The organism is Alphaproteobacteria bacterium (assembly GCA_040220875.1).
In the GTDB taxonomy this organism is placed as follows: domain Bacteria; phylum Pseudomonadota; class Alphaproteobacteria; order JAVJVX01; family JAVJVX01; genus JAVJVX01.
The window spans coordinates 25,137-37,683 of the sequence record JAVJVX010000003.1 but is presented as its reverse complement, the minus strand read 5'-3'; the positions used below and the strand labels follow the sequence as shown (position 1 = coordinate 37,683).

General features: G+C 56.4%; 10 protein-coding genes. 4 read left to right on the top strand and 6 right to left on the bottom strand.

Annotation, left to right across the window (positions count from 1 at the left end; genetic code table 11):
• Positions 1-62: 62 nt before the first annotated feature.
• The 3 genes from RLQ26_00220 to RLQ26_00210 all read right to left on the bottom strand — a co-directional run bounded on the left by RLQ26_00220 (position 63) and on the right by RLQ26_00210 (position 1,703).
• Positions 63-779, bottom strand: a complete 717-nt coding sequence (locus tag RLQ26_00220; protein MEQ9087149.1) for a cytochrome c biogenesis protein CcdA — start codon at positions 777-779, stop codon at positions 63-65.
• Between the two features lie 43 nt (positions 780-822).
• Positions 823-1,224 (bottom strand): thioredoxin family protein, encoded by a 402-nt coding sequence (locus RLQ26_00215; GenBank protein ID MEQ9087148.1) that lies wholly within the window; start codon positions 1,222-1,224, stop codon positions 823-825.
• Between the two features lie 92 nt (positions 1,225-1,316).
• Positions 1,317-1,703, bottom strand: coding sequence for a hypothetical protein (locus tag RLQ26_00210; protein MEQ9087147.1), 387 nt, complete (start codon positions 1,701-1,703; stop codon positions 1,317-1,319).
• A 103-nt stretch (positions 1,704-1,806) separates the two neighbouring features.
• Between RLQ26_00210 and RLQ26_00205 the strand changes: the two genes are divergently transcribed.
• Positions 1,807-2,247 carry a MarR family transcriptional regulator gene (locus RLQ26_00205; protein MEQ9087146.1) on the top strand — a complete coding sequence of 147 codons (441 nt, stop codon included), beginning with the start codon at positions 1,807-1,809 and terminating at the stop codon, positions 2,245-2,247.
• Positions 2,248-2,354: 107 nt separating this feature from the next.
• Here RLQ26_00205 and RLQ26_00200 read toward each other — a convergent pair whose 3' ends face one another.
• Entirely contained in the window at positions 2,355-3,326 is a 972-nt protein-coding gene (locus RLQ26_00200; GenBank protein MEQ9087145.1) for a tetratricopeptide repeat protein, read from the bottom strand.
• Positions 3,327-3,970: 644 nt separating this feature from the next.
• On the opposite strand from RLQ26_00200, the gene RLQ26_00195 reads away from it, so the two are divergent.
• From RLQ26_00195 to RLQ26_00185, 3 genes are all read left to right on the top strand, one after another.
• On the top strand, positions 3,971-5,086 hold the full coding sequence (locus RLQ26_00195) for a site-specific integrase (protein MEQ9087144.1): 1,116 nt from the start codon (positions 3,971-3,973) through the stop codon (positions 5,084-5,086).
• Entirely contained in the window at positions 5,083-5,619 is a 537-nt protein-coding gene (locus RLQ26_00190; GenBank protein ID MEQ9087143.1) for a hypothetical protein, read from the top strand. Before RLQ26_00195 ends, RLQ26_00190 begins: the two co-directional genes overlap by 4 nt.
• Positions 5,620-5,684: 65 nt before the next feature.
• Positions 5,685-5,978: a DNA-binding protein gene (locus RLQ26_00185; protein ID MEQ9087142.1), complete on the top strand. Its 294-nt coding sequence runs from the start codon at positions 5,685-5,687 to the stop codon at positions 5,976-5,978.
• Between the two features lie 65 nt (positions 5,979-6,043).
• Here RLQ26_00185 and RLQ26_00180 read toward each other — a convergent pair whose 3' ends face one another.
• On the bottom strand, positions 6,044-9,292 hold the full coding sequence (locus RLQ26_00180; GenBank protein MEQ9087141.1) for a DEAD/DEAH box helicase family protein: 3,249 nt from the start codon (positions 9,290-9,292) through the stop codon (positions 6,044-6,046).
• Positions 9,293-9,295: 3 nt separating this feature from the next.
• Positions 9,296-12,547, bottom strand: a complete 3,252-nt coding sequence (locus tag RLQ26_00175; GenBank protein ID MEQ9087140.1) for a site-specific DNA-methyltransferase — start codon at positions 12,545-12,547, stop codon at positions 9,296-9,298.

Here is a 12,547-nt window from a genome sequence, read left to right as displayed (position 1 = left end):
AGCGGTTTCCGGCGGGAGGGACGAAACGTCCCTCCCGCCGTATTTTTGTCCGCGGCGTCCCCTCAGAAGCGCGTCGTGAGCTCGACCAGCCAGCGGGGCATCGCCTCCAGCATCCAGGCCTCGACCGCCTTGTCCAGCCGGGTCAGGATCATTGCCCCCACCAGCACCAGCGCGCCGCCGAAAAGCGGTTTGCCGTAGCGTGCCACCGCCTGAAGCCGGTCCTTCCTGGCGGCCAGCGCCTTGCGCGAGCCGTAGGCGAAGGCGAGGATGGACGCCGCCACGCCGAAGCCGAAGACGAGAAAGATGAAGAACGCGCCGATGAGGTTTTCGCCCCGGCTGGCGGCGGCGATGGCGACGCCCAGGGTCGGCCCGACGCAGGGCGCCCAGACGATCCCGAGCAGCGCGCCAATGGCGAACTGCCCGGCCATGCCGTCGCCCGAGACGCGGCCCAGCAACCGGTTGCCACCACTGACGAGCGGCCCCGTCGCGCTCGCGAAGGCCGCCTGCGCCCGAGGCACGAGAAGCAGCGCGCCGGCGGCGATCAGGAGGAAGGCGGCGCCGTTCCGGACGAGCTCGCCATCGAGGCCGATGGAAAATCCGAAGGCGATAATGAGAAGGCCGAAGGTGGAAAACGAGAGTACCAGCCCGGCCGCCAGCGCCGCCGGGCCGAACCGGCTCTCGCTCGCGGCCGATCCGACCAGGACCGGCAGGATCGGCAGCACGCAGGGATTGAGTATCGTGACCAGCCCGGCCAGAAATGCGAGGGCGGCACTACTCATCCGTCACCTCATGCCCGGTGTCAGCGGCGTTGGCCCGGACGGGTCATTTTTCCACCGCGGCGAACACGAACTGCCGCAGCCGGTCCCGGTTCGTCTCCGCGACGGAGCGATCGATCTCCGCCTTGCCGTCGAACACGAGGATCGTCGATTGGCGTGGAATCTGATGCTCCTGGAGAAAGTCCTTGTGGGTATCGAAATCCACGCGGACGAACATGACATCCTTGAGCCGCTCGTCACCGGCGAGCTCCTCGAGGATGGGATGCTGGGCCTTGCAGGTCGTGCACCATTTGGCCGTCACGTCGACGAGCATGGTCTGCCCGGTTTCCTGCGCGCGGGCGAAATTTTCCGGCGAATAATCGACCCAGCGCGCCGAGGCGGAAGCCGACGCCGAACCGAGCCCGATAGCGAGGCTGATCGCAAGGACCAGCGAGCGAAGCCAAGTCATGGGAAGCACCTTTTCCTGTTCGGTGAGGGGGCGGTCAGTTTATGAATGATCGTTCCGGAACACCAGTCACGAAAGCGTCAGGCCTGGCGATGTCAGCAATGGCCGAGCGCCTTGCGGGCGAAGAGTTGGCTGACACCGGCCCAGCCGACGAAGGCGGCGACCAGGAGGGCGGCGATCAGCCCTTCGGGCCGGGTGATCCAGGTGGCGCTGGCGATCAGGCCGAGGGTAGCGAGCACCCAGGCGAAATCGCCGGCGCTGAAATAGAGGATGAGGGCCTTGGGCGGCAGCGCCTGGCGGCTGGCCAGAATAAGATGCGCACCGTTCACGATCAGCGCGGCGCCGAGCGCGGCGAGCAGCCAGGCGGGGGCCGGCGGCGCGCCCAGAAATGCCGCGACGGACCCGGGCAGAGTCAGGAAAACCGCGCCGAAACCGAGGCAGCTTGCGGCGTTGAGGCGGAGGATTGTCTTCAGGGAGGGCATGGCGTATCGTCCTTTTTGTCAACCTCATTGACAATAAAGACGGTAGAAAGCGCACGGGTTCTTGTCAACCAGATTGTCAACAAATCGGCAGACCGATCTCCCCATGGCGGAAAGCCGCAGCCTGGGCCTGGCCCTGCTGCTCGGCCGGGGGCGGGCGGCACTGCTGGCCTGGCTGGTGGACCGGCTGCGGGCGCGGGGCCATGGCGCGCTGACCCTGCCGGCGCTGGAGTTCCTCGGCCAGCTTGATTGCGGCGTCAATCACGCCTCGGACGTGGCCCGCCGGCTCGGCGTATCGCGCCAGATGGTGGCCAAGACGGTCACGGATCTGGCGGGCAAGGGCTGGCTGGCGCAGCGTCCCGATCCGGACCGGCGCAACCGCAAGATCATCCTGTTCACGGCGGCGGGCGAGCGGGTGATGTCAGATGCCCGCGCCATTCTGGCGGAATTGGACGACACCCTGGACGCCCGCCTCGCCCCCGGCTGGGAAACCCGCCTGACCGACGATCTGGGCGCGCTGATCGCCAGCCTGGAAGAGACGGCGTGAGGCCGTAAGAAGGAAATGGCGGTGTGAGGACACGGCGGCGGCTCCCGTTCAAAAGGCAATGGTTCCTTCTTCTCAGAAGATGAAGCCCCGGGCAATCCTGGGGCGGTTCACCAGCAAGATGTGCCACGCGTCATGCATTCTTGGAATTCTAGCTTACTCTTGAAATCCTCGTAGCTTCCACTGTAGCCGCTAGAATCTTCTTCGTCGTGGATCTTTCCGTCAGCCGCATCAATAGCAAAAGCTAACCCGACAAATGCAGCAATAATTCCACCGGCTGTAACGAGGGCGTCGTCCGAATCCATGTTCAAGATGTCTTCGAGCCGGCGAATAGAGGGAAGAGAGCCTTGTGAAGAGGCGGCGCTCCTCATCTTTACCAAATTTGTTTGAGCTTCTTTGTATCCCTGATCAGCAGACATACGCATCCACTTCAGGGCCTCCGCTAAATTCCTTTCAACACCTTGGCCATTGATATACTGAATAGCCAAATTATTTTGTGCCCTGGCATCGCCTTTCTCTGCGGCTTTTCGGAACCACGTCACAGCGTCAGTGCTACTCTTCTTCACGCCGCGGCCATTCTCGTACATGACTCCAAGGTTGGCCTGCGCGCCGGCATAACCCTGCTCGGCTGCCTTGCGGTACCATTTGACGGCCTCAGTATTATTTTTCTCCACGCCAAGGCCATCGGCATACAGGTAGCCAAGAGTGGTGGCGGCCGCGGGATAGTTCGTCGGATCAAGATTGAGCAGAATAGAAAATGACTCTTTAGCGGTTGTCCGGTCTTTCGCCAACGCACGCGCCAACTGGTATTTGAAACGACGTTCGTCCGGGAATTCTTTGACGGCCACCCGACACGCGACAACGGCTTTGCTCGCATCGAGATTGTCCGTATTGATGCCTGGAGAAACGGCATGCTTGTCGAGAGGGTGTGCCGCAAGCCTGTCGCACTCGGTTATGGGAGCAGATGCGTTAGCAATCCAGACCCATTGAGAGCCGACGACTATGGAACCGGCGACTATCAGTACGCATACTAGGGCTATGGGAATCAGACTGTGCCGGCCTTTAAGAAAAGATATTTGCATTGTGTCAACCCTCGGCTGCTACCAAAGTTTGGACATCAGGGCCGAATGCACGGTCAGGAAACTATCCACGCTGGCGGATACCGAGCACGCGATCAGCAATCGGCACGACCCGCCATTCGCCAGGTGAGTACCGAATCCAGTCCTGATGAAAGCCACACGGGCTGCAAACGCCGACAGCATAGCATTGGCGGACCGTTCATTTCATCACATGGAATTTTAACCGCTGTCCCCTCCCCCGTGCTTGTTACCAACCGCAACAAGCTTGCCGCCCAGGTCACGTTCAACATAGGTGGCAAGGACATTCTGCACGAACAGGGCACCTCCGGATTAATGGCGCCTGATTATGTGTAAGGACTGTGTGAGTGTAAAATACATAAAAAAACGGGCTAAGCTTTCGCTTAACCCGTTGATTTATTTGGTTGCGGGGGCAGGATTTGAACCTGCGACCTTCAGGTTATTAGCTTGACGTATCTCTAAAAACGTCAACAAGCGTCAATATTTTCTTGCATATTTTTCAATGGTTTGTCGACATATTGGTTGTTGGCAATTGTTGGGAATATCCATATTTTTTTGTCCCCAAGTGTCCCCAAAACGTCCCCAAAGTGGGCACTTCAGGTTTTTAACGAGTTGAAAGGGTTGGAAAGGTGGCGACGATTGAGAAAAGGGAACGCAAGAAAGGCACAGTCTATAGAGCCGTAGTGCGCGTTAACGGATTTCCAATTCAGCGCCGGTCGTTCAAGAGACTCACCGACGCTCGCCGGTGGGCTCACAAGACCGAAGAGGACATCAAGAGCGGGCAGTTTGAAAACGTCGTCTCTGCCGCGCGGGGAACAACCGTCAAGGACGTAATCGACCGCTATCGGGCGGAGGTGTTGCCCGAGAAATCCCTGTCGACACAGCGGGTGGAAGAAACCTACCTAAAGTTCTGGAAAGCGGAGCTCGGCAAGCACGCCCTCTCCTTCGTCAAACCCGAGCATATCTCAGAGCGCCTGCGAAAGCTGGCCGGTGAAGGCGATAGCCGCATTCAACTCAAAGATGGAGAAAAGCCGCCAAAGCCCAAGAGCCGCAAAACGATCAAACTCTACCGGGACACCCTGGAGCTGCTTTTCAAACACGCCAAGCGCTGGCGGTTGATCGGGAGCAATCCCGTTGAGGGCGTCAACCGCATTATCAACATTCGAAACGAGCGTGTTCGCTATCTCAGCGACGAAGAACGCGCCGATCTGCTAAAGGCATGCAAGGCTAGCGCCAACAAGCTTCTTTACCCGATCGTTGTGTTCGCGATATCGACGGGCGCCCGGAAGGGTGAAATTCTAAAGCTAACCATTGATGATATTGACCTGAAACGCGGGTACGCTGTACTCCGAGACACGAAGAATAAGGATACGCGAGCGGTGCCGGTGGTCTCACACCTGGCCGAGCTCCTTAAGACGCATATCAAAGACGTCAAGACGCGATACGCCGATGCAAAAACCCCTCCGGCCAAGCAATGGGTATTCCCGCGAAAAGATGGCCAGGCTCCAATGGATTTTCGGAAATCTTGGGAAAATGCCCGTGAAGCGGCCGGGATAGAGGATTTCCGTTTTCATGACCTGCGGCACAGTACGGCCAGCTACCTCGCGATGAATGGCGCGTCCGAATTGGAGATTGCCCAGGTCCTTGGGCACCGAACGCTTCAAATGGTGAAACGCTATTCACACCTCTCCGAGGACCACACCAAGGACGTGGTCGAGCTGATGAACGACAAGCTGTTTTCATGACGAGTGAAACCGACAGGCGGCTGTTCAAGAAGCTCACCACGGATAACTGGCTAACGCCCGATGAAACCGCACGCCACATCGTCCGGGTCGCAGCGGACGGGACAACCCACGGGATCACAAAGGAAGATTGGACGGCGCTGATCCTGGAGCATGAGCTCGAACCGTCTGTACCGGAAGACATCCGCAATATGTTCGAAGTCGCCCAGGGCGTCCTCTGCTACGGGTGCTTCTTCTATCCACTCTACACGCTCGGAAGCGAGCAGCTGTATCGCGTGCTTGAGGCGGCGGTGATGCACAAATGCGCATCATCAGGCGCGCCCAACCGATTAAAGCAATACGCCGACGCTCTGAAATGGCTCCGTGATCAGGGCATAATGTCGACCGCGCGCTTCGAACAATGGTCTGCCGCGCGACAGTTGAGAAACCAGGCGAGCCATGCGGACCGCCAGAGCATCTACGACCCTACAATGGCCGTCAGCGGCGTGGCCTTAGCCACCGAATTGATCAGTGAACTCTACGGGGTGGAGAGGTAAACTACTGATTTAGTTTGAAAACTCTATTTTTCTGAGATTTTCCTATTGAGTTTTGAGGGCTTTAATTGAATCTATTAAGTGCCCCTTCGGGGGCATTGTCTCTGGCTATTTTTTGGACAAGGACAAAGGACAGTCCACTGGTCGATTACCAGCAGTTACGCACGGTCCGGCAGCTCGCTGCCGAGGCACCGTTCGTAACGGAGAGCAAGCTCCGCTGGTGGATCTTCCATTCGGATACAAACGGCCTGGATCAGGCACTGATCAAAGTCGGTGGCCGCGTCTACATCGACAGGGCCGAGTTCAACCGTTGGCTGGAAGGCCAGCGGGTGACGCCGAAGGAAGACCGCAGCGCAGCTTGAGACAATTCAACGACGCGTTCGGAACCCCCGCCATCGTGCGGGGGTTTTTCGTTTTCCAACGAAACCTATGCCTGCATGCGTTCCAGAATTTCAGGAACGTAGGTGTCCCTCTGATCCTCCATGAAGAACACATGCATATCCATCAGATCGTCGATGGACTTGCCCCAGTTCAGTTTCCCGAACCGGGTTGGCGTAACGATAAAGCTATTCAAAACGACGTTCTCGCTCGCCAGCCTAGCCTGGATATCCTTGATCACCCGATGGAATTCGATCTTCTTGTGGCCGGGGCCTTCGTGCTGCAATCCGTGAGGCTCAACGAAAGAGAGATACTGACGCCCGTCTTTCACGAGCCACAAAAGGAAGTCGGGATAGAAATTGCCCGCCTCGAAGAACCCGATACCCCTGCCCCGGCTTTTGTTACGCAGAAGGAAAATCTCTATACCTTCGTTCTCCAGCCGAGCCTGCTCGCGCTCCAGACATATACGAAGGTCATCGATGAACTGGAACTCGCTCTCGTTCAACGAGACCGGCGCAATCTGGATTTTACTGCCCTTCGCCGTATGGAGGACCGGCTCATAGAGATGCGCACTGAAAAGACACCCCTTTAGGTCGCCGGCCCGAAGGATGCCTGTCTTGCGGGCGGCAATCTCCTTCGTGAGTGTCTGGATATCGCCTATCAACGCCAACTCATTGGCATCGACGATGAGCTGATATTCGTCCTCCTGCGGGAGGCTGCCATCATTGGGCTCGATTTCGCGCAACTCAAGCCGCGGCTCGATGAACGCCGCCTTGCAATAATTATAATACTCTTCGGCGAATTTTTGCAGAAGCTCGGCTGCCATCTCCTGCCACAGGCTGACGTTCGAGAAGTCTGAAAAGTCCATCTTTCCCGACGGCACAACCAGCTTGTACCAGGTCCTATCGGCGAGCAGTTCGGACAGTTGTTGCTTGGTAATGTTGAAATTGTGCCAGGTCCTCTCCCGCTTGAATTTCTCCAGCCGGAAAAACAGATCGTCGTAATCCAGGAACGCGAGATGGCCGTCCCGGAAAGTAGTCTCTTCCTTCGATCCGAGCTTCACACCCTTCTTCGATTCAAGTGATTGGATACGGGGATACCAGTCGATCTCGACGCCCTTCTGACGGATTTTTTCGGGCATGATCCCGAGCGCAGGAACGGCGCCGTCCCTTTTGAAATCGTACTCCCGCCCGTCGTCGCGTTTTTTTCGGGGCCGCAGCACCTTCAATCGCTTGCCGAATTCGTAGGTTACGTTCAGCGGGACCCTGAAGATGTCTTTTTTGTCGTTTCTAGGCAGCTCTTCTTCCTCAAGGAACTTCCGGAATCGCTCCATGAAATCGGCCTCGATACCGAAGACGTTGAGCGTTTCCACATACTGAATGAAATCCGGCTGGTGGGTCGGAGTCGCAAAACCGCTCCGCTGCAACGTCCAATCGTAGCCTTTCAGTCGAACACCCCGTCCGAACAGCTGAATAATCTGCGCTCCCTCGCTCTTCCCGACATGCATCAGACCGAGCGTGCTCACGCGCCAGCAATCCCACCCTTCGACAAACCGCTTCGATCCGATCAGCAGATTTAACGGCGAACTGGACAGGTTGATTTGGCCGAACATGGTTTCAGCGAACTCGGAGTCATGCACGACCACGTTGTCAAAACTCTGTTCGGCAATATGGCTTGCGAGGCCCGACGCATCGCCGACATTGATCAGGCCGAACGGTACGTCCGCCTGTCCAACGCGAAGCATGATCTCGTTCTCGTCGCCTCTGATCCGCGCGATCGAGAGCTCACCACCGGCTTTGTTCTGAAACAGCTTGGCAAGAATATCGCGATAGAGGTCAGTTGCTTCCCAGCCTTCTCGCAGCATCAGCTGCTGAAGATAGATGAAGCCCCCCGCAAAGATGTCTCCCCCGCTTTCGTCAAGGAGACCGGTCTTTTTAGCGTTGCCTGTCAGGATGCGGTCTATCTCGGACGATGACGCAGCATCACTCTTCAGAAACCGGGCGATGAACGCGAGGATCTTTCCCACATCGGAGACGGTCGCCTTTTCGGCCTTGGTCCCCGTTGCCTTGGTAACGCTTGATCCCACGAACACCCACAACGGCTTCTCGATGTTGTAGGGCGCGTAAAGGCCCTGATTGTCCTCATACAGCTTGAGCTGCTGGTAGAACGACATCAGGCAGGCTGTCAGATATGCGAACTCCAGCTCGCTGAAGGTGCGCGGCAGATTGAAGATGCGGTAGTCCTTGCCGTAGCCGTCCTCGTAGAAATACCGGTACGAATAATCGAATAGGATCGTCTTTGCGTATGACGCCTCGATCTCCGGGCGTTTAGCGGCTGTGACAGCCTCCTTCAGGGTCGCGGAATACTCGAACACGAATCCCTTCTCCGACAGGCGCGCACGACTTCGAAACCAGCCGCGTTCTTCCTGGCTCCCCATGCCCCGGTGCGCCTCATCGACCAGAAGCAGGTTCTTGTCCCCAAGATTGCGCGTGGCGATGACGTTCGGACCATCCGTATCGCCCAGTTTGGTAATCTCGGTGTAGTCCACTTGCCGCAAACCGCTCTTGCCAGAAGACAACAAATCGCCGCTGTCCGTCAGCAACCTAGCAGCCGTGATATCGCTCCCTTTCATCTCACGGGCATGCTGAACCGAGAGGCCTTCGTTCGGCGTAATGAGGATCGTCCGGGTAAGGTCGTGCTTGAACCGCGACGAAGACGCGTAGTGGCGGAATTGAAGGAAATTAACGTGCATCAGCAACGTCTTGCCCGAGCCCGTCGCGTTCTGGAGGCAGAGCTTGTTCAGGTCATCAAGTTCGTATGGTGTGATACCGGTCTCATATCCCTCGTCGGTCCAGTAGGTGTTGAAATCGGCGACATAGGCGTTAAGCGCCTCAAGCAACGCCTCGCGGTCCGCGAAAAACCGGTCCAGATAGATTTCCGCAAACAGCAGCGAGAGCCACTGGTAATACTTCCAGACGATGGGCCGGTCGCGCTTCTCGTTGATCGCCAACGTGTGGCTAACGATGTTGTGTTCGTATCGCAGCAGGTCGGCCCGCGTGATCTTGGCCGATGACTGAAGGTTGATATCCAGCGCCTTGTAAAAGTGGTGCAGGTTTTCGGACGTCATGCCCTCCTGCGCATCCTTGACCACGCTCGCCAGCGGCTGCATGGGCCGCAACGTCCGCTTTCCGTCCTTGTGATCCTTGATCGGGTCGAAACCGAACAGGCTCACAATCCACTGGTTTAGGACGAGCTTGTGACTGAATGGTAACGGTTTGATCTTTTTGCGCGCAGCCACGACTTAACCCTCCACATCCCACATGGCCTGATGGAAGGCTTCTTCGATCAGCCTGACTTTCCAGGTCTCTTCGTCCTTGCGCAAATTGGGAAGATTGTTGGAGCCGTTGACGTAGATTACGTCGAACTCGGTATCCTGTGTGGACAAGCGGCATTTCTTGAACCACTCGTCCAGCACAAGATTGTCCTGCTCCAGATCGTCCGTCAGCTTGCGCCAGATAACGAGCACCTTCTCACGGTCGTTCTGGTCGCCGGGAGTGCGCAGCCTATAGCCTTCGACCTTGCGGATACGCCATGCGCCGTCGTCGGTCTCCTTAAGCGCACCGTCCAAAATCAGGCGCGTATTGGTATCGCCTGGCAGTTCGGGATCAGCCTCTCGCTTGAAGGCAGCGTCATAACCACGCCAGCGATCCAGATGCTCGACATGCAGCCCGATCAACCAATTGAATGTCTCGACCAGATCGACGGCCTTCTCGACATACTCGTCCGTGCCGGGCTTCTTGATCTTTAGCTTGTAGGCTGTTGGATCATCGAACCATTCGATGTTCAGGAGTGACGGACTACCCTTGGACTCAAAGTCGAGCCAGTAGCGGAGCATGTAGTCACGCGCGAAGTCTGGCGAGGCCTGTGCTGTAGACGGGGCCGGCCGGAATGCCAAATTGTTTAAGGCGTCTTCATATGTTTCAAGCCTGACGTACTTTATACATTGGCTAACGCCATTTCTTGATAGCGGCTTTCCGCCATCCCAATCTGAAGAGTATATTGACTTCTGAATGCGTGGCTTCAATACGACATCAAAATAGGACCCCATATCGACAAGAACGTACCGAATGTCATTTTCTTCACTTTTTCTGTTTATCTCAATAACGGCATGTCCAGTCGTTCCAGAGCCAGCAAAGTAGTCGACCACCAATCCGTTGGATTGCCCATTGAGCTGAACCTCAAGAGCTTCACGCACAGTATTTATAGACTTCGGATAAGAAAATTCTTTTGCCAGCTCTTCCCCTAGCATCTTTTGTAGAACTTTTGTGCCATACTCACTGGCATCGTACTGTGCCCCGACCCACAGACTTCTCATTGTCCCCGTATCTTTGTGAAAGATGATCTGGATCGAGTTTCTTCCAGACTTTGGCTCAAGTTTTTCAAGAATTTGAGGTACAGTATCCCAACCATACCGCCATTTCTTCTCGTCACCTCCGTCCGTGAGCGGCCAGACCTCGATATCGCCATTCGGCAAAACAACATTCGCGCCGGTGGGATGAAAATCATCTGGTGGAACCTGCCCAATTTCCACAATCTCGCCATTCCGCACGATAAATGGATAGAAGCAAGTCTTGGCATCAGTACGATCTGACTCAGTCCCTGAGTCCCGTAGTGTCCTCGAATCCACCTCGTTTTTCGGGGTGTCAGCCAAGTATTTCTTCGCGTCAGAGGGATAGGAGAGGATCATATATTCATGGACAGCTGAAACATTCTTACCCTGCTGGCCACGAGGATTGCTAACGATCGGAAGGACGACCGTCTTCATGTCATTAAGAACTTGATCCAATATGATGCTCAGAACTTCCTGTTCGACTTCGTCAATCGCAACAGCATGGACGCCGTCATCCCGCAAAAGGCTTGCACCGGAGTGTATGCGATCCTGCATGAAGGAAAGCCAAGAGGAATGCTTATAAGTATTTTTGTAAGCAATCTCACTCGATTTTGCGTTGTAAGGTGGGTCGATATAGATTGCGGAAGCTGATTTTCTATATTTTGCTTCAAAGAGGCGTACCGCCTGAAAGTTTTCTGAGTGAGCGAGAACACCCTTCGTCTCGTTCTCAATATCCTCAAGCGCACTGATTACCCTGTCTCGAAAATCGTTTCCGAAAAGTGCTGTGTCGACTGTCAAGCTGGTATTGGCCTTTAGAAAGGCGGCATTGAGTGTGCTTGAGTAATCGGACAAGTCGTCAATCGCAAAAAGCCGAACCCATTCTCTCCGCTGCGCGTCGTTGGCCGCGATCTCCGGATAGAACTCCTCAGGAATACGATCGAGCGTGATGCAGTATTGCGTATCGACGACAAACTTCTTCTTAAGCCACAGCTTCTTCTGGAAATTTTCCAACTGCGCCAGAAAATCGATCAAATGCTGCGCGATGCGCCGCAGCACCTTGACCTTGGCAAGATAGCTCTCCACGCGCGGCGCATCGGCGGAGTCGATGTCGTCCAGCCGGATGATCTCGTTCTTGATGTAGAAGTCGAGCTCGCGCCGCAGGAACCCGCCCAGGTCCTTGTGTATGAAATAGTCCATGGTGTTGCGGGCAGTGTACTGCGCCAGATATTTCTCCAGCAGCGTTCGATCCTTCTCCGCTTCCGTGGGCGCCGGCGTCATGAGCGCCGTCACGTAGTCACCGCCGCCATCTAGGCTCGGCAGCAATCCCTTCACTTTCTCAGCTGCCTCCAACAGGCGCTTTTTCCGCCAAGTCCCTTCCTGCCCCGTCTTCTCAGCGTCGGGGCGATATTCGAACTGCATGACAAGCTCCGGTGCCCCGGTCCCCCCCGTTTCCAGCTTCACCGGTTCCGGATCGTGGATGATGAAGTAGCGCTCGGTTTGCTCGGTCGCCTTAACGTTGTTGTGCTCCCCTTCGCTCGCCTCGACGACGCGGCAGTGCACCTTGATCGGCTTGTCGTCGAAAAGCTCGCCATGATGTGCCTTGAACTCTGTCGCCTGCGTCGGGTCGAAGGTGAAGTTGCTCAGATATTCCGATGTCTTGATGTAGTACTGGTCGCGGTTCGCCCAGTGCAGATACACCTCCCGCCCGTCATAAGGAACGGCGTAGGGTGCGGCCTTGCCGTCGGTTTCGCGCGCAAAGTACCGGCGGCTCATGAAATCGCCGTTGTCGTAATAGCGCTCGAAAAACCGGTACAGGTGGTCGTAAACGTCGCCTTCGTTGCTGCCGCTGTCCTTCGCCACGTCCCAGGCAACTTTGACTTCCTTCACCTTCGGCGCGGCATCCGGATCAGGTGCTCCGAATTCCTCGGCCTGCTTTTTCGCCGCCTCATAGGCTGCCCGGGCTTCGGCAATCCGCGCATCATCCGCTTCGCCGAACGCCTCGCGGATGATGCCAAGCAGATCCTCTTCGAGAAACTTGCTCACCTGACCGGCCTTCGCATGCATGATGCGATAGAAGCCGAAGTCCAGGTCGGGCTGGTCTAGCTGGAACAGCTCCTTCAACAGGACTATCAGGCGTTCGCGCTGCTTCTCGATATTTGCCAT

What these genes read in the sequence shown, in the direction of transcription:
- RLQ26_00190 (MEQ9087143.1), top strand. Translation starts at nt 5,083, where the DNA reads ATGACGAGTGAAACCGACAGGCGGCTGTTCAAGAAGCTCACCACGGAT.
- RLQ26_00210 (MEQ9087147.1), bottom strand. Translation starts at nt 1,703, where the DNA reads ATGCCCTCCCTGAAGACAATCCTCCGCCTCAACGCCGCAAGCTGCCTC.
- RLQ26_00200 (MEQ9087145.1), bottom strand. Translation starts at nt 3,326, where the DNA reads ATGCAAATATCTTTTCTTAAAGGCCGGCACAGTCTGATTCCCATAGCC.
- RLQ26_00175 (MEQ9087140.1), bottom strand. Translation starts at nt 12,547, where the DNA reads ATGGCAAATATCGAGAAGCAGCGCGAACGCCTGATAGTCCTGTTGAAG.
- RLQ26_00220 (MEQ9087149.1), bottom strand. Translation starts at nt 779, where the DNA reads ATGAGTAGTGCCGCCCTCGCATTTCTGGCCGGGCTGGTCACGATACTC.
- RLQ26_00205 (MEQ9087146.1), top strand. Translation starts at nt 1,807, where the DNA reads ATGGCGGAAAGCCGCAGCCTGGGCCTGGCCCTGCTGCTCGGCCGGGGG.
- RLQ26_00215 (MEQ9087148.1), bottom strand. Translation starts at nt 1,224, where the DNA reads ATGACTTGGCTTCGCTCGCTGGTCCTTGCGATCAGCCTCGCTATCGGG.